At 42.6% G+C, this 17217-nt stretch carries 16 protein-coding genes; 10 read left to right on the forward strand and 6 right to left on the reverse strand.

From position 1 onward, the window contains the following. The first annotated feature begins 34 nt into the window (after nucleotides 1-34). Entirely contained in the window at nucleotides 35-1714 is a 1680-nt protein-coding gene (locus tag PseudUWO311_RS02675) for a CocE/NonD family hydrolase (RefSeq protein WP_142653539.1), read from the forward strand. Between the two features lie 46 nt (nucleotides 1715-1760). Here the strand turns inward: PseudUWO311_RS02675 and PseudUWO311_RS02680 are convergent, their stop codons facing one another. The 3 genes from PseudUWO311_RS02680 to dnaA all read right to left on the reverse strand — a co-directional run bounded on the left by PseudUWO311_RS02680 (nucleotide 1761) and on the right by dnaA (nucleotide 4702). Beyond that, nucleotides 1761-2726, reverse strand: coding sequence for a VOC family protein (locus PseudUWO311_RS02680; protein ID WP_142653540.1), 966 nt, complete (start codon nucleotides 2724-2726; stop codon nucleotides 1761-1763). A 79-nt stretch (nucleotides 2727-2805) separates the two neighbouring features. Next, a complete protein-coding gene (locus PseudUWO311_RS02685) occupies nucleotides 2806-3183 on the reverse strand; it encodes a glutamyl-tRNA amidotransferase (RefSeq protein ID WP_142653541.1) in 378 nt (125 codons plus the stop codon). A gap of 46 nt (nucleotides 3184-3229) precedes the next feature. After that, nucleotides 3230-4702, reverse strand: a complete 1473-nt coding sequence (dnaA, locus tag PseudUWO311_RS02690) for a chromosomal replication initiator protein DnaA (protein ID WP_142653542.1) — start codon at nucleotides 4700-4702, stop codon at nucleotides 3230-3232. A 189-nt stretch (nucleotides 4703-4891) separates the two neighbouring features. Between dnaA and pdxA the strand changes: the two genes are divergently transcribed. Next, on the forward strand, nucleotides 4892-5974 hold the full coding sequence (gene pdxA, locus PseudUWO311_RS02695; protein WP_142653543.1) for a 4-hydroxythreonine-4-phosphate dehydrogenase PdxA: 1083 nt from the start codon (nucleotides 4892-4894) through the stop codon (nucleotides 5972-5974). Between the two features lie 106 nt (nucleotides 5975-6080). Here the strand turns inward: pdxA and rplI are convergent, their stop codons facing one another. After that, on the reverse strand, nucleotides 6081-6542 hold the full coding sequence (gene rplI / locus PseudUWO311_RS02700) for a 50S ribosomal protein L9 (protein ID WP_103667642.1): 462 nt from the start codon (nucleotides 6540-6542) through the stop codon (nucleotides 6081-6083). Nucleotides 6543-6753: 211 nt separating this feature from the next. On the opposite strand from rplI, the gene PseudUWO311_RS02705 reads away from it, so the two are divergent. The 6 genes from PseudUWO311_RS02705 to PseudUWO311_RS02730 all read left to right on the forward strand — a co-directional run bounded on the left by PseudUWO311_RS02705 (nucleotide 6754) and on the right by PseudUWO311_RS02730 (nucleotide 14736). Beyond that, nucleotides 6754-7878, forward strand: a complete 1125-nt coding sequence (locus tag PseudUWO311_RS02705) for a FecR family protein (protein WP_142653544.1) — start codon at nucleotides 6754-6756, stop codon at nucleotides 7876-7878. 188 nt (nucleotides 7879-8066) lie between these two features. Further along, nucleotides 8067-9155: a two-component regulator propeller domain-containing protein gene (locus tag PseudUWO311_RS02710; RefSeq protein ID WP_142653545.1), complete on the forward strand. Its 1089-nt coding sequence runs from the start codon at nucleotides 8067-8069 to the stop codon at nucleotides 9153-9155. 226 nt (nucleotides 9156-9381) lie between these two features. After that, nucleotides 9382-10860 (forward strand): cyclic nucleotide-binding domain-containing protein, encoded by a 1479-nt coding sequence (locus tag PseudUWO311_RS02715; protein WP_142653546.1) that lies wholly within the window; start codon nucleotides 9382-9384, stop codon nucleotides 10858-10860. Nucleotides 10861-11123: 263 nt separating this feature from the next. Then, on the forward strand, nucleotides 11124-12896 hold the full coding sequence (gene pyk / locus PseudUWO311_RS02720; RefSeq protein ID WP_142653547.1) for a pyruvate kinase: 1773 nt from the start codon (nucleotides 11124-11126) through the stop codon (nucleotides 12894-12896). Nucleotides 12897-12947: 51 nt separating this feature from the next. Next, nucleotides 12948-14102 carry an iron-containing alcohol dehydrogenase gene (locus PseudUWO311_RS02725; protein ID WP_142653548.1) on the forward strand — a complete coding sequence of 385 codons (1155 nt, stop codon included), beginning with the start codon at nucleotides 12948-12950 and terminating at the stop codon, nucleotides 14100-14102. Nucleotides 14103-14265: 163 nt separating this feature from the next. Next, on the forward strand, nucleotides 14266-14736 hold the full coding sequence (locus tag PseudUWO311_RS02730) for a low molecular weight protein-tyrosine-phosphatase (RefSeq protein WP_142653549.1): 471 nt from the start codon (nucleotides 14266-14268) through the stop codon (nucleotides 14734-14736). 30 nt (nucleotides 14737-14766) lie between these two features. Here the strand turns inward: PseudUWO311_RS02730 and PseudUWO311_RS02735 are convergent, their stop codons facing one another. Both PseudUWO311_RS02735 and rpmB read right to left on the reverse strand, forming a co-directional pair. Further along, on the reverse strand, nucleotides 14767-15636 hold the full coding sequence (locus tag PseudUWO311_RS02735; protein ID WP_142653550.1) for a prephenate/arogenate dehydrogenase: 870 nt from the start codon (nucleotides 15634-15636) through the stop codon (nucleotides 14767-14769). Nucleotides 15637-15684: 48 nt separating this feature from the next. After that, nucleotides 15685-15921 (reverse strand): 50S ribosomal protein L28, encoded by a 237-nt coding sequence (gene rpmB, locus PseudUWO311_RS02740; RefSeq protein ID WP_142653551.1) that lies wholly within the window; start codon nucleotides 15919-15921, stop codon nucleotides 15685-15687. Between the two features lie 409 nt (nucleotides 15922-16330). Between rpmB and PseudUWO311_RS02745 the strand changes: the two genes are divergently transcribed. Then, on the forward strand, nucleotides 16331-16702 hold the full coding sequence (locus PseudUWO311_RS02745; protein ID WP_142653552.1) for a cupin domain-containing protein: 372 nt from the start codon (nucleotides 16331-16333) through the stop codon (nucleotides 16700-16702). 93 nt (nucleotides 16703-16795) lie between these two features. Then, nucleotides 16796-17194: a hypothetical protein gene (locus PseudUWO311_RS02750; RefSeq protein ID WP_142653553.1), complete on the forward strand. Its 399-nt coding sequence runs from the start codon at nucleotides 16796-16798 to the stop codon at nucleotides 17192-17194. The last annotated feature ends 23 nt before the right edge of the window (nucleotides 17195-17217 follow it).

A 17217-nucleotide genomic window follows, 5' to 3' on the forward strand; every position in this document is an offset into this window, starting at 1 on the left:
CCGTGCTACTAAATATTTCTCCTAGAATATCTTGATGCCTCCTAAAATAACTGCATTCCATTCTCAAGTTAATGTCCAGCGCCAAGTCAAAATCCCCATGCGCGATCGCATTAATTTGACTGCTGACATTTATCGACCTAAAAATGTTGATAGTACTTTACCAGTGCTATTGATGCGCTTACCCTATGGTCGAGCGATCGCCTCTAGTTGCACCTATGCTCATCCCAGTTGGTATGCCAGCCAAGGCTATATCGTGGTGATCCAAGATGTGCGTGGTTGTGGCACTTCTGAGGGTGAGTTCTATCCATTTCGCAATGAATATGATGATGGATTTGACACGGTTGAATGGTGTGCGAAAGAACTTGAAGGCAGTAGCGGCAAGGTGGGAATGTATGGATTTTCCTATCAGGGGGTGACCCAATTTCAAGCTGCTGTGCAACAGCCTCAAGGGCTAGTTACAATCTGTCCAAGTATGGCAACAGCAGATTTATATCATGGTTGGTTTTATTTTGGTGGTGCACTTTGTCTGGATTTTGACTTGGGCTGGGCTTTGCAATTGGCGCAGAATCGAGCATGGTATTTAAAAAAAGAGCCTCAAGCCACTAATCTTTTTGATGCCCAAAAGCAGATGTCTAAATGGTTAGGTGCTACACCACTAAGTGAAATAGAACTATTTAAGAATGAATCCTTTGGAGATTTCGGTAGATTCTTTTTTGATTGGATTGGGAATCAGCAAGCTGATGATGAATATTGGCAAAAGCTAAATCCTCTGAGTTATTTCGATCTCTATGATTTACCTGCATTACATATTGCTGGATGGGCAGATATTTTTATTGAGGCGACGATTAACACATATCATCAAGCCAAATCTGCAACGCAGAAGCCACAGCATTTAGTGGTTGCACCTTGGCAGCATATGCCTTGGCTACCGAAAGTCGGTGAGATTGATTTTGGTGAAGTTGCCGTTTCTAAAATTGATCAATTGCAAGTGGATTGGTTTGATTTTTGGTTAAAAGGAATTGAGAATGGAATCTGCGATCGCGCTCCTGTAAAGATGTTCTTCATGGGCAAAAATCACTGGTTAGATTTACCAGAATTTCCAAAAAATCCTCAAGCGAAAACACTCTATCTCTCTTCCCAAAAACAACTAAGCGACCAATCACCAATCACCAATCACCAATTACCTGATATCTACGTCTACGATCCCCGTAATCCTAACCCTAATACTCCCTACGGATTCTATGACCAGCGTAATGTGCATCATCGTTGGGATGTATTGGTTTATGAGAGTGCAGAACTGGATGAAGAGATCGCGATCGCAGGTATTCCCGAATTTATTCTCTATGCGGCTACCACTGCGCCTGATACCGATTGGGTAATTAAGCTCTTAGATATTTATCCTGATGGTAAGCAAATGCTAGTGTCAATGGGTGTTTTACGAGCAAAGTTCCGTAAATCATGGACTGAGCCTGAATGGGTTGAATCGGATGTGGTGAATAAATATCGCATTAAATTACGTCCTACCTGTCAAAATTTTGCTCAAGGGCATCGGATTGGCGTAGCGATCGCAAGTTCAGCTTTTCCTGCGATCGAGCGACATTCTAATACGCAAAAGTTACCGTCAGAGGCAACAATCTGTGACTTGGTGGAGGCAACACAGCAAATTTTTTATGGTGTTGAATATCCTTCCCATTTACAACTACCAATCAAATAAATAAGTCTCTTTATTGAATCTTTAGGTTGTTTTTTACTACGAGACTTTAGGTAACAAATACCCAATACATACCATCGGGAGCAAAAAAGCCAAAGGATCTTTCTCCAAATTCATTAATCACGATCTCACTGACATCATAAGCATCACTCTGTAAGATGCGATCGCGAAAGCTATCAATGTCATCAACCCGATAGGTGAACAGGCAGACACCTAGCGATCCTGGCTGAGCAAATTCTCGCTTGTCAGGGGTGGGATAGAGTGGGGTATAAACTTGAAATACACCAGCGATCGCTTCAGGAGAATTAAACATCGAATAGCATAACTCTTGTCCTTCTTGAAGCATTAAAATCTGGCGAGTGGCAGGCTTCTGATAACCTGAAAGGCGGTTGTTGAGGGTCATAGTCAAGCCAAATACCTCCTCATAAAAAGTCACCGATGCGTGATCAGTAGTCACAAAACTAGAATGAGTTCCTTCACTCACTCCCAAAGGAGAATTTTCGGGAATTGTGCCATAGCCATCACGATTGTAGTTGTAACGCTGAAAGAAAGCCTGCCTTGTTTCTGCGCCAATCACAAACATTTCGCGCACACCAACAAACCGATTGAAAATCCCCGTACCTTCATGACCAATTCCTTCAATCCCACGCACAGGCTCAGAATAGATCCAGTTGCCACCATTGGCATTGTCATCTGCGAAGGCATCCGCAATTACAAAAATGTCGCGTACTAGTGAAGCAAACCAACGACTGCCAGCTACCATAGGCAAAGTGTTTTCCAGCCCTTGATTACGGATCTCCTGCCAATACATTAGCCTGAGGGAACTATGTTTAGCAGAATCACCATTTTGTAAGCGCACTGATATTAAGGGCGATGCATGTCCATATAGCGATCGCGCTGCTTCTGTATCTAAGTGACCACGCTTTACCTCCCGATAGCCAAACTCTGCCCAATATTTTAGTGCCGCATCTAAATCCCTTGTACCAATGCAGTTTTCAAAAATTCCACTAATCATAGTCAGTCTCCCTTTTTTTGGAGTTTACCAAAAATCAGTTTAGAATGTGGCTTTGCCACATTCTAAACTGATTTTTGGCTTAGCTTGCAGTGTAAGCTCGCCAACCACCATAGGAAGTAATTTCCTTTTGACCTTCACATAAAAACGGTTCGCCGAGAACGCCCAAAACTTCTTGTCCATCAGACAAAACAATTTTGCCAATACATAGCCCAGCAGGCTCAGATAATAAAATTGCTCCCAAAGCATCAGGAGTAATAGACCAGATCTCCAAGGCGATCGCTCGTCCATTTTCACTAACTCGTAACATCGCAGGATGGCGATCGGCAATCGTCCAAAGTCTATACATAGGCGCAGTTATATCTTCTCTTACAAATACTGCCCCAACCTTCAGCAAGTTACCATTTAACTCTAGTCCTCGCATTAAAGTTCCATTTACGGCAAAATCAATCATCTGCATAGTTTTTTATTGTGGTAAGGGTGGACGGCGTTTTGCTTCTATTCCGTTAGTTTTTAGTTTGAGCAACGAGGTAGATGCGATCGCTTAACTGCCTCAATAACTGGGCGATATCCCCATCAGTTGATTGTAGTTGCGCGACTTTCTCGCAGCTATACATCACCGTCGTATGATCTTTACCACCAACAGCCTCACCGATTTTGGGAAGACTGAGATTAGTGTGTTGACGCATGAGATACATCACATACTGACGGGCTTGGCTAATTTCTCTGCGCCGTGAATTTCCTAATAGATCCGCTAAATCAATATTCAGCATTTCTGTAACTACACTCAAAACCATCTCCGCAGATACTTCTACAGGCTCTTTAGGAGGATTGAGAACTGGTGCAACATTTTCTACTGTCATCGGTAGTCCTGAGATGGAAATATAGGCAACAGTACGCACTAACGCTCCTTCCAATTCACGAATGTTAGAAGTATAGCTAGCGGCAATATAATGGAGGACATCAGCAGGAATTTTGAGATGATCGTATTCAGCTTTCTTTTGCAAGATTGCCATGCGCGTCTCCAAATCTGGAACTTGAATATCCGCAATCAATCCCATGGAGAAACGTGAACAAAGTCGCTCTTGTAAACGCGGAATCTGAGCAGGTGGGCGATCGCTTGCTATGACGATTTGTTTACCAGTTTCGTAGAGCGTATTAAAGGTATGAAAAAATTCTTCTTGAGTGTATTCCTTACCCTCGATAAATTGAATATCATCAACAATCAGCATATCGATCTCGCGATATAGCTCCCGAAATCTCTGCATACTATCTTTGCGAATTGCCGAAATTAGATCGTTAGTGAATTGCTCCGTCGATACATAGGCAATTCTAGCTTTCGGTTCGATTTCCAGGCGATAATGGGCGATCGCTTGCATCAGGTGCGTCTTGCCTAGACCCACACCGCCACATAAAAATAAAGGGTTAAACTCGCGCCCAGGGGACTCGGACACTGCCAGCGCTGCCGCATGTGCCATGCGATTGGTGGAGCCAACTACAAAACGATTGAAATTGTACTTAGGATTGAGATTGCTAGGACGGGGTGCATTGCTGTGGGTTTCGGACTGGGGGATGATTGGAGTATTAAGCGTATTTGGAATTGCCGCTGACATTGCTTGTACTGCTTCCGCCGCGATCGCTGTTTCTAGCATCCCATCTTGACTAATTTCAACACCTTCGAGATTTAGATTTAGTTCTGGCTGACCAGTGGGAGGTTCACTACTTGGAGCCGCCTCAATACGAATTTCCACGGGATAACCGAGGATCTCTGTTACAGCATCTGTAATATTTTGAACATAATATTTATGAAGCCAATTTTTAGCAAAAATTGAAGGTGTGCGAATAGTCAAGCGATCAGCCGTAAGCTCATCAGCCACAACTGTTTTAATCCATCCTTCATAAGTAGGACGGCTAAGTTGGCTTTCAAGCAGTTCGAGAACTTGATTCCAGAGGGTTTCTAAGGAAATATCAACTGACATCGTTGGTTTTAGTCAAGAGGGCTAACAGCGGATCACGATCTTATCGCGTGGATTAAAATTTTGGAGAATTACTTAACTACTTGTGCAAAATAAATTATCGAAACCCGTAAAGTTGTGCCCCGCAAGGGCACAACTTTACGGGTTGGGGTTTGTAATTAATTATGTAAACATCTAAAATCAACTGACTTAATGAATATTCTGAGGAATCCTCACACAAGCTCCAGAGCAAAATCTCAATCCAATTCTAGAGCGCGAATAGCTCTCACTATAGGCGATCCCGCAGGAATTGGTACGGAAATCATTTTGAAATCTCTTGCCGATCGCACTTTACTAGCTCTAGATGCTGAGTTTACGGTGTTTGGTGATCAACGCTATCTCAGAGACACCTATGATTTGTTAAGAAATCATGGCAATCTACTGATCGCCGATCCCGATCGCCTAGATATTGTCGATATCAGTACGAATGAGGCGATTTCATTGGGAATTGGCAATCGAGCTAGTGGGGCAGCTAGTTTTGCTTATCTTGATGCTGCGATCTCTGCAACTCTGGCTGGTGCTTTTGATGCGATCGTCACCGCCCCGATCGCAAAGTCAGCATGGAAACAAGCGGGGCATGACTATGCTGGACAAACTGAGTTGCTAGCCGAGCGTAGCCAAGTCGATGATTTTGGCATGTTGTTTGTGGGCAAATCTCCTCATACAGACTGGGTATTAAGGACTTTGCTAGCGACGGTGCATATTCCTTTGAGCGAAGTGACAACGCAACTTACACCAGAGTTAATTGAGCAAAAATTAGAGTTGTTACGCCGATCGCTGTTACAAGATTTTGGTATCACGAATCCACGAATCGCTATATCAGGAATCAATCCCCATAGCGGTGAACAGGGGCAACTGGGACACGAGGAGCGCGACTGGTTACAGCCTTTAATTGAGCGTTATCGTCAACAGCATCCTAATGTGCAAATCACTAATCCGATTCCTCCCGACACAATGTGGATCAATCCAGCGAGAGCTTGGAGCGATCGAGATCGGGTTTCACTTGGTCATGATGCCTATCTTGCTATGTATCACGATCAAGGTTTAATTCCCGTAAAGCTTTTAGCTTTTGATCGGGCTGTGAATACGACGATTGGTTTACCCTTCGTGAGGACATCACCCGATCACGGTACAGCCTTTGATATTGCAGGCAAAGGTATTGCCGATCCTGCTAGTACGATCGAAGCGATCGCTTTAGCTGTAGAACTCACAAAAATACGTAGGGAATCGCCGTAAAAATAAGGAAGCAATTTTTGTGTGGCGCGGCTTTGCCGCCCCACACAAAAATTGCTTCCTTATTTTCCAAAAGTAGGCGGCGCATTGCGCCGCCTACTTTTGGAGATTATTCAGCAATAACTTGAATTTTGATGGTAGCTGTAACTTCAGCATGAAGCTTGATCGAAACATCAAAAGTACCTGTTTGATTAATTTCAGGAATCGTAATGTCGCGGTGATCGATTTCTAACATCGACTTCGCTGTAATCAACTGAGCAACTTCGCGATCAGTTACAGTACCGAAAATTGCATTACCTTCGCCAACTTTTTTCTTGATAATAAAACCGCCAATGGTCGAGAGTGCAGTCTTACGGCTTTCTGCTTCTTGGCGAATTGCGATCAAACGTTGACGCTCAACTTCTTTGCGTCTTTCAACTTCTCTAACAACACCTGTGGTGGCACGAATAGCCATACCTTGAGGTATGAGGAAATTTTGGGCATAACCAGGCGCTACAGATACTAAGTCGCCGAGTTTACCTAATTTTGTAACATTTTTGGTCAGCATGACCTGCAAATTACTCTTTGCCATGTGCTTTTGACTCTTACTCGTTTAAAATATAGGTTGGGATCTATGAAAGTGTACAGTCCGCACGCTTTCATTAATCGTTATGAGAATTACTGATAGCTATGGTCAAACATCGAAGTTAGAACTAATATAGATATATTAGAATTTACGGTTTTAACCAGACTTTCTAGTATAGCGAAAAAACTGGCTTTGTAGACTCTACAAAAAATTTACGATGCAGCATTGGCAGTTATCTAAAATCTCTGGGCAAATTTTGCCTCTTCTGTTCCTTTCTCTGGTAGCCGTAGGGTTGCCTAGTTGTACAGGTAATCAGCCTCCTAAACCTTTTAGTTCTGAAGCTTTACCCACAGAAGCGATCGCGGAAATCAGTGAAATTCGCAGCTATCCAGTGCGAGTTAAGTATATTAATGCTACATCCTCCCGACCTGCAACTATTGGGGTGCCACTTAAGGTCAATGAAAGTGTCAGCACTGAGGATACCTCAACTGCTCAAGTGACCTTACGCAGTGGTTCAATTATCAGAATTGGCGGAAAATCAACTTTAACCCTCAAGCCGCAAAACCAAGTTGAATTTACCTCTGGACGCTTAGTCGCATGGGCTGCGAAAGATCTCAAATCTCCAGCCCAAGTCCAAACTCCGTTTGGCGAAATTTCCAGCAATGATGGCACTGTATATCTAGAAATACCTGAAAAGGCTTCTGAAGAGCGTCGAGTGATTGCTCTCGATGGCACTGTTACGGTTTTGCTAAAAAGCACATCAGAGATTGTTACCCTTGGCAAAGGTGAAGAAATTAGAATCCAAGCTGATGGCAAAGCTTCTGCACCAAAACGCATTGACAAAGAAAGTATTGACAAGCGGATTGCCAATAACTCACTAATTTTTGGATTTAGCTCTCAGTTAGCAAGCTTGCCTCAAATTAGCTCCGAATTTGGGGTGACAGCATCGTTTAAAGAAGCGAAGACAATCGAGTTTCGCCGTTCTGACTTACCCAAGACTAGTGAAAACAAGAATCGGAATAAAGTTACTTATACTTCAGGCAATGCAAATAGCGATCGCAATGATCGACGAGAAGATCCGACTGATAACAAGCAAAGAGACCAAACTGCTGCTAATAAGAATGATCCTCCAGCTACTCCAGAAGTAAAACCAACAACTCCACCTCCAGCGAACAATCCCCCAGAGCCAGTAAGAGCAAACACACCCGCTCCTACGCCTGCAAATACTACCGTGGCGACTCCTGTAGAACCACCCCAGCCTGCTCCTTTAGAACCACCACCCCAGCCAGTTCAGCCTGAGATACCTGCCCCTGCGCCTGTAACTCCAGCACCAAAACCATAAACTAAAAACGGCGCAACGCGCCGTTTTTGGTTTAACCCAAAAGAGAATGGCGGCGCTTTGCGCCGCCATTCTCTTTTGGGTCTGAGCGCAAAGCGCTATAAGTCTAAAATTGATGTGGCGATCGCAATCTCTTGTGTTAACATCTGACGCTTAAAAGAGTCTAAATAGGGTGTAGTGAGGACATAAAGATGTTGACAAATCAAAAGATATCTGGGGCGATCGCGAAAACTTTCTCTCAAATTTTCCCAAAGGCACTATTAGCCATAACAGTTAACGTAGCTAGTCTATGCGCCCTGAGCTATGGAGTCATTAATAACGCAGAGGCAATTAATCCTGACAGCCATAACCTCATACCTCAAAATATTCGTCTTGCCCGTAATCCATCATTAAATGTAGATGGTCGAATTAGTTCAACCCTCGTAGATGAACAGGGTCGGCTTTGGATCGGAACTTGGCAAGGTTTAATGCAAATTGATCAAAGGTCTGGAAAAGCGATCGCCTCCATATCTTTACCTAATTCTACTGTCACAGCATTATTGGAAGATCGTCGTGGGTACTTCTGGGTTGGTACAACTTCGGGCTTGTACCAAATCGATCCTGACTCAGGCAAAATTGAAAATATTGCAATCCAACTATCTTCGAGTCGGATTCTGAGTCTAGCTATGGATCGAGCTGGCTTTATCTGGGTTGGCACTGATCAAGGAATTACTCGCATCAGTCCCTATAATGCTGAGACCTATGCCAGACTTCCCGATATTCCTGGGACAGCCGCGAATGTGATGCAGATTGATAATGCTGGCAATATTTGGGTTGGCACATTAAATGGCTTGTTTAAACTTAATCCTGGGACAGCCAAAATCACCGCAAGGATTCCCTATGTATCAGGGCAAATTGTTCAAGCGATCGCTGTGGATCCATCGGGGAAGATTTGGGCAGGAACGCCACGTAATGTGATTGAAATTAATCCAAATACTAATAAAGCGATCGCACGCATTAATTCTGTAACAGGGAGGGATATTGTGGCTCTGGTAAGTAGTAAAAATGGCGAGTTGTGGATCGGCATGAGAGATGGGTTAGTGCTTGCAAGTACTGACAATGGCGCAATTAAATCATCAATCTACAATTTGCCAAGTAGTTCAGTCATCAATTTACTGGTGCACAATCAACAGATCTGGGTTGGCACTGAGGACGGCTTAGGCAAGATCAACAGTAATCTTAAACAATCAGAAATACCAACAGCTACTGCTACAGTCGTCTACAAAATGCCTAGCAAGTAAAAAGAGGGTGCGAAGCACCCTCTTTTTACTTGCTATAAAACCCAAAAGATGAGAGGTTGCACAAAGTGTCGCTTCTCGTCTTTTGGGTTTTATGGCTATATTTTAGATCAGAAAAAGCTATATAGCGGTTTGAAAATCATTAGGTTATGAGTAAGTTTAGACAATATTGCCTTGCGATATTGCCTAAACTTATTTTGGCTTGAGTTGTGGAGAAATAGACTAAAAGATGGATGTTTTATTAACAAAACTGTATGAAATCTTCACAGCCCAAATTTTAGATATTGGAGGTACTAAGTTTTCGATCGCGACAATCGCCTCTTTACTAGGACTAATTATCCTAGCTTTTTTTGTATCTAGACTTATTAGCGAAATCATTCGGCGAACACTTTTAAATCGATTTCGCATTAATCGCGGATTACAAGAAGCGATTACCGTATTTATCAAATATGTATTGATCACCCTTAGTAGCGTGATCATTTTACAAACGGCGGGAATTAATCTCAGTTCCTTAGCTGTAATTGCTGGTGTAGTAGGAATTGGACTCGGCTTTGGATTACAAAATATTGCCAGTAACTTTATTAGCGGACTAGTTTTGCTATTCGAGCAAACAATTAAGGTTGGCGATTATATCGAAATCGGAGAACTCAAGGGCACAATTGAAAAAATTTCCATTCGCTCTACAATTATCCGTACTGAAGATGACCTATTCGTGATTGTGCCAAATCAAAGGTTTATCGAGAACAATACGGTCAACTGGAGTTATGAAGGACATACTTGCCGAATTCATATACCTGTCAGTGTTGCTTATGACACAGATCTATTGGTCTTGACTGAAACCTTACTAACTGCGGCTCGGCATGAGCCCCGTGTACTATCTAACCCACCACCAGAAGTTTGGTTTAAATCATTTGGTAGAGAATCACTTGAGTTTGAGCTATTGGTTTGGATTGATGATCCTGATGCCAACGAACCAATTCGGAGTTCTATTAATTTTCGGGTTGCCTATGAGTTCAGAGCTAAAGGCATTAGAATTCCTTTCCCAACTAGAGAAATAATCCTGCACAATCCTAAAGTACTTAGTCAAATTGTTACTAAGAGAGAGCCAGAAGATTATGAAAATATTCAAAATCTACAAACCACAAAACAGACAAGTTCTCAAACATCTTCCGCTAATCATGAAATAGATGCGAGCAGTCTGCGTGATTTATTGCGAAAAATATCCTACTTTGAAAGAAGTACAGAAGTAGAACTATTTGCTTTAATTGCAAGGGGTTATCGTAAATATATTGATATAGGCGAAGTGATTTGCCGTGAAGGAGATCCTAGTGAGGAGTTCTACATCATTTTGTCTGGGGCAGTAGAAGTTTTTTCTGAAAGGAATAATCAAGCGATCGCAACTTTAAGGGAAGGTGATTTTTTTGGTGAAATATCTCTACTGACTGGTACGCCTCGAACTGCAACTGTCCGAGCTTTGGTCGTTAATACAGTTCTTTTTGTGGTTGAGCGTCAACAATTGCAAAAACTTTTAAGTGAACATAAGGAGTTAGGTGAACAAATAGCTGTGAAATTATCAGAACGTCAACAGATTTTAATCAGTCTCGGATTATTGAATGAAGAAGAATTGCAGCGATCGCAATATGCCGCACTGACATGGGTACGCGATCGCTTAAATAATTTATTTGGGATTAGCTTAGGCAAAAACTAATATAGTAGGTATGCTCAAAGCTGCACCAATAAGTATTTGAGAGTGCTACTTTCTCATTTTGCAAATAAAGATCTTTGGACAGTTTAATTTTTTGAGATAGGCGATCGCCTATCTCAAAAAAAATCATAAGGAGTATTACCAAAATGTGACATGGCATAGCCATTTTACGTTTTGGTGTAAATCATGACCTAAAGAGTGATGACAACTTGGAGAATTGTCATGAGATTCTGGTATGTTTGAGGTTCGCCGTTAGCTGACAATCCATGACCGTTAGAGAAACTTTTCGTCGCACAAAAATTGTTGCTACTATTGGCCCCGCAACCAGTAGCCCCGATATGATCCGCCAGCTTATTGAAGCAGGCGCAAGCACCTTTCGCCTCAACTTTTCCCACGGCACTCATGCTGACCACCATCGCAGCATTTGCAATATTCGCCAAGTATCTAGCGAACTCAATCAACCTGTGGGCATTTTGCAGGATTTGCAAGGGCCAAAAATTCGCCTTGGGGTATTTAAAGAAGGCCCAATTACTCTTAATAAAGGTGACAAATTTACCCTTACTAGCCGCAAAGTTGATGGTAACTACGAGATTAGTTGCATTACCTATGACACCCTTGCCGAAGAAGTGCCTATCGGCGCAGTAATCATGCTCGATGACGGCAAAGTAGAGATGGTCGTCGAAGATGTAAATGTAGAATTAGGTGATCTTTATTGTCGCGTGGTCATTGGCGGCACACTTTCTAATAATAAAGGGGTAAATTTCCCGAATGTGCACTTATTGGTCAGTGCGATGACCGATAAAGATCGCGAAGACTTACGTTTTGGCTTGTCTGAAGGCGTGGATTGGGTAGCACTTAGCTTTGTCTGTAATCCTGAAGATGTGCTTGAGGTAAAAGACTTAATTGCCGCTTCAGGTCGGAAGGCTAGCGTCATTGCCAAAATCGAGAAGCACGAAGCGATCGCTAATATGGAAGCGATTCTCTCGGTCTGCGATGGCGTAATGGTAGCAAGAGGCGATCTGGGCGTGGAAATTCCTGCCGAAGATGTACCGATCGCCCAAAAGCAATTGATTAAAACCGCTAATCGCCTTGGCATTCCTGTCATTACCGCGACACAAATGCTCGATAGCATGGTCAGCAGTCCTCGGGCAACCCGCGCCGAAATTTCTGACGTTGCAAATGCGATCATTGATGGCACTGATGCCGTGATGCTCTCTAACGAAACAGCCGTGGGGAAATATCCGATTTTGGCTGTGGAAACGATGGCAAGAATTGCCGTACGTATCGAAAGAGAACAAGATCTTAAAATGCAACCCCTTGAAAGCATGGGACGGGCTGTGCCCAATGCCATCAGTCAAGCTGTGGGCAGAATTGCCATTCAACTTAATGCAGCTGCGATCGTTACTCTTACCAAAACAGGCTCAACAGCGCGGAATGTTAGCAAATTTCGACCACCAATTCCCATTTTGGCAGTTACACCCAATGTCCAAGTAGCAAGGCGTTTACAAATGGTCTGGGGTGTACAGCCGATGGTATTAATATCTTTGCCATCAGCAAGACAAAATTTTGAAGCAGCTCTCAACCTCGCGCAAGAGATGAAATTGCTCTCCGCAGGTGATTTGGTGGTTATGTCCGCAGGCACATTGCAAGACGTGGCAGGCTCTACGGATTTGATCAAAGTTGAGTTTGTTTCATCGGTAGTTGGCAAAGGCTTAAGCATCGGCTCTGGTATTGTTCATGGACGCGCTAGAGTTGCTTTCCATCACCTTGATGTCCGAGACTTTAACGAAGGTGAAATCCTTGTTATTGATCGCACTGATGCCGACTATATTGACGTAATTCGCAAGGCATCCGCTGTAATTACTGAAGAATCAAGTCTTGATTCTCATGCGGTGGTGATTGGTCGCAGACTGGGTATACCTGTTTTGATCGGGGTACACAATGCCACAGGCTTCATTCGCGATGGCGAACCGCTTAGCGTTAACTTCAGCAAAGGCATGATCTATTCAGGCTCGCGATCAGACGATCTCGCATTTTAGTTATATTAAATCTGATGCAAAGCATCAGATTTAATATTTTTTGAGTTAGTCATGGAAAATTTTGCTTTTTACAATCCAGTCAAGATTTTATTTGGCAAAGGTCAAATTGCGAATATCAGTGCAGAAATTCCTGCTGATGCCAAAATCCTAGTCATCTATGGTGGCGGTAGTATCAAAACCAATGGAGTTTACGAGCAGGTAAAGGCAGCCCTCGCAGGTCATAACTTTCTCGAATTTGGCGGGATTGAAGCAAATCCGCATCTGGAAACATTGCTCAAAGCAGTGGAACTGATTCGAGCTGAAGGAATTGATTTTTTGCTATCCGTGGGCGGTGGTTCTGTCCTTGATGGCACAAAATTTATTGCTGCTGCTGTTCCCTTTGAAGGTGATCCTTGGGATATTTGTGCGAAACAAGCCCCTGTAAAAGCAGCGATTCCCTTTGGTGCAGTATTAACTTTGCCCGCCACTGGCTCGGAGATGAACACTAACTCTGTGGTTACCAAATGGAAAACCCAAGAAAAATTATTTTTCTCTAGTCCGTTTGTATTTCCAAAATTCTCAGTGCTAGATCCTGAAACAACATTCTCGTTGCCTATTCGTCAGGTCAGTAATGGAATTGTTGATGCCTATGTTCATGTTATGGAACAGTATTTGACATACCCTGCCAATGCGCCATTACAGGATCGGATGGCTGAGTCTATTCTCAAAACCTTGATCGAAGAAGGCCCCAAAGTCTTAGCAGATCTCCATAACTACGAAGCTCGGGCAAATGTGATGTGGTGTGCCACGATGGCGCTAAATGGATTGATCGGTGTGGGTGTGCCTCAAGACTGGGCAACGCATATGATTGGTCATGAGTTAACGGCGCTACATGGCATCGATCACGCTCAAACTTTGGCAGTTGTTCTACCGAATACTATGACGATTAGGCGCGATCGCAAACGGCAAAAGCTTTTGCAATATGCGGATCGCGTTTGGGGTCTTGACGATGGCACAGAGGATGTGCGCATTGATCGAGCGATCGCTAAAACTCGCGACTTTTTTGAGTCTGTTGGTGTTCGCACCCATCTTTCAGACTATGGCGTAGGGCTAGATGTAATCCCCAAAATAATTGATCGCTTCAAGAAACGTGGTTTTGTTGCTTTGGGCGAAAATCAAGATATTACTCCCAAGGTTGTCGAGCAAATTTTAGCGCTCTGTGCTTAACTTTTATCTGCAAAGGTGCTGCATTGCAGCACCTTTGTTTTTAATTCATAAAAGTGTGACAACACTTTTATGAATTAAAAACAAACTCTGTAAGGGTTTTAAAAACACAAAATGGCGTAGCCATTTTGTGTTTTTGTACTACATGGTTGTTGGAATATAAATTATGACTAAAAAACTTCTATTTGTTTGCCTCGGGAATATTTGCCGATCGCCTGCGGCAGAAAATATTATGAATCATTTAGTTGAGAAGCAAGGACTTGGCGATCGCTTTATCTGTGATTCGGCTGGCACAGGTGGCTGGCATGTGGGTGCACCACCTGATCGCCGTATGCGAGCAGCAGCCAAAGAACGCGGCTTAGATTTTGTTGGTTCAGCTAGACAATTTCAGGCGATGGATTTGCGTGAATTTGATTTGATTCTAGCGATGGACAAAGATAACTACTGCAATATTCTCGCTCTCGATCCGCAAGGGAAATTTACCGACAAGGTGAAGATGATGTGCGACTACTGCGAAACCTACACCGATAAAGAAGTTCCTGACCCCTATTACGGTGGTGCAGATGGGTTTAACTATGTTATCGATCTGCTATTTGATGCCTGTGGTGGTCTTCTCAAATCTTTTCCCAAAAACTAAAGAGAGGGCGCAAAGCGCCCTCTCTTCAATTTAATCGACGTAAAATGAGCGATCGCGTTGAGTATTAGCCAAAAAGGCTTCTAGTTCTTCCCATTGTTTGTTCTCAATTAAGCTAATTACTTCTTGCAAAGATTGCTGATAGGTATGTAGCGATCGCAATACAGCTGATTGATTGTATTCCGCCATTAGCCTTCCTAATTCAGGATTGCCGCCACCAACGCGACTAGTATCACGAAATCCAGAACTCGCTAAATTTTGCGCTAATTTTAAAACTGTCTGATCGCCTTCTGCTTGACAAGCCGCAATCAAACTTGCACTAATCATTACAGGTGCGTGACTAATTATCGCCACAGCGCGATCATGCTCTTCAGGGCTACATTCAAATACATTCATACCCACTGACTGCCAGAGCGATCGCACTTTCTCAACAGCAGCAATATCATTACTGGGCGTAACTACACAGGGACGATTTTGAAAGAGATCCTTTTCTGCGGCTGAAATTCCTTGAAATGCAGTCCCTGCCATCGTATGACTTCCCACAAATCGCTGATTAAATTGCTGGCAAATCTTCGATGCTGGCTCGACGATCGCTGATTTGACTGAGCCAACATCTGTAAAGATGACATTAGCAGGTAACTTTGGCGCTATTAATGTAATTGTGGACAGGATAGAGGCGATCGGTGTGCAGATGACAACGATATCTGTTTGAGCAAGAATGCGATCGGGAATATTTTCAATATCTATATCAGCGATATTTACGGCAGCGATCGCTTCAGCCTGTTTGCAGGTGTCAGGATTGCGACTGATGCCCCACACATAGTTATGACCTTGGGATGAAGCGAGCAGATCTAACCCCAGCGAGCCACCAATTAAACCTAATCCAACGATACCAATATTCATAAAGGCTTCCACATAATAAAAGGGGTGCGAAGCACCCCTTTTATTATTTTAGAACTTGCGAAGATCAAGCCCTGCTTCTTTAGCAAATGCAGATAGTCCTTTCTTTTGCAGAGTCTTAATAGCTTTAGTAGAAATTTGTAATTTTACAAAACGCTTTCCTTCTTCCCACCAAATTCTTTTGTCTTGTAAGTTTACGTGTTGTAAGTGCTTATGACGCTTGTGTGAGAAAGAGATCGATACAGAATTATTGGCTTTTTTGCCTGTTAGTTGGCATACGCGACTCATAGTACTAGTCTCCTATTTTTTCAGTCCAGCTACCCATAGTACAGCCTCAAAGCATACTTAGGCAATCAAGAAAAATATTTTAGCGCTCAAAGCCCAAAAGAGAGACAACGCTCCACTTCGTCTCTCTTTTGGGCTTTGAGTCACTCTGTAATACCAATTCACGAAAGTGTTCACACTTTTGTGAATTAAAAAACAAACCCAGTAAGGGTTTTAAGGAATAAAGATTAAATAACATGTGCAAATAAAACCCAAAATTGGTTCGGCGGGCGTAGCCCGCCGAACCAATTTTGGGTTTTATTAAATTTTCATTCCTAAAAACACAAAATGGTGTAGCCATTTTGTGTTTTGGTATAAGACAATCAAAGCGATGAGGTCTGTAAATTACAAGCTGGGCTAGGATATTGCAAAAATGAGTAATAGCAGAATTTTTAAAAGCGCAGAATTTTTTCAATCAACAGAAGATGAGCCTATTCGCTCTGTCGTTACTGAGTCCTCAGACACCATCGTGGTGGCTTGGTATATTAAGCCAAATCAAGAAATTGCCCCACATCTTCATCCTCACGGGCAAGACACTTGGACTATTTTGCAAGGTAAAGGCAAATATTATTTAGATCAACAAGGTTCAACTACAGCGATCGCCGCAGGAGATATTGTTATTGCGCCTACTGGTTGTGTCCATGGAGTATTCAACGATGGCGATGAGCCACTAGTTTTTATTTCAACCGTTTCACCAGCTACCGCAGGATATCAACCTGTATTGATCGAGGCTTCGATTTCCTAAACCCCAAAGCGGCAGATTTGCTTGCGAAGAAAGCAAATCTGCCGCTTTGGGGTTTATTGTGATTTTCGGCGCATAAAAATGGAACATAAAACAATGAAATTATTAATGCAATATTTTCGAGATATCAAACTCAACAAATTGATTTTATGGTGCTATTTAATTTGGTATTTAGTTGTCATAATTTTTCATTTTGACCCCACACTTAAAATATGGATTAATGCTATGGGAATCAGTGTAGTAATTGGCACTGCATTAGTATTAAGCGTTTCTGCTAGCGATAGCAAAGTGGATTATTGGCAAACATTTCGACTGTATTTAATGCCATTCTGTGTGTCTAGCTTTTCATCATTGATTAAAGATAAAGGATTTATTGTAATTATTTCCCCCAAGCCACAGGAAACAATATTGGCGATATTAAGCTGTGGTATTTTCTTGTCGATTATTGGAGGGATTAAATTTGCGAATAGAGCGATTAACCCAAAAAACAGCTAACTTGTAAGCTAAGCTCAAAGCTA

Origin of the sequence: Pseudanabaena sp. UWO311 (genome assembly GCF_006937785.1) — a bacterium.
GTDB lineage: Bacteria > Cyanobacteriota > Cyanobacteriia > Pseudanabaenales > Pseudanabaenaceae > Pseudanabaena.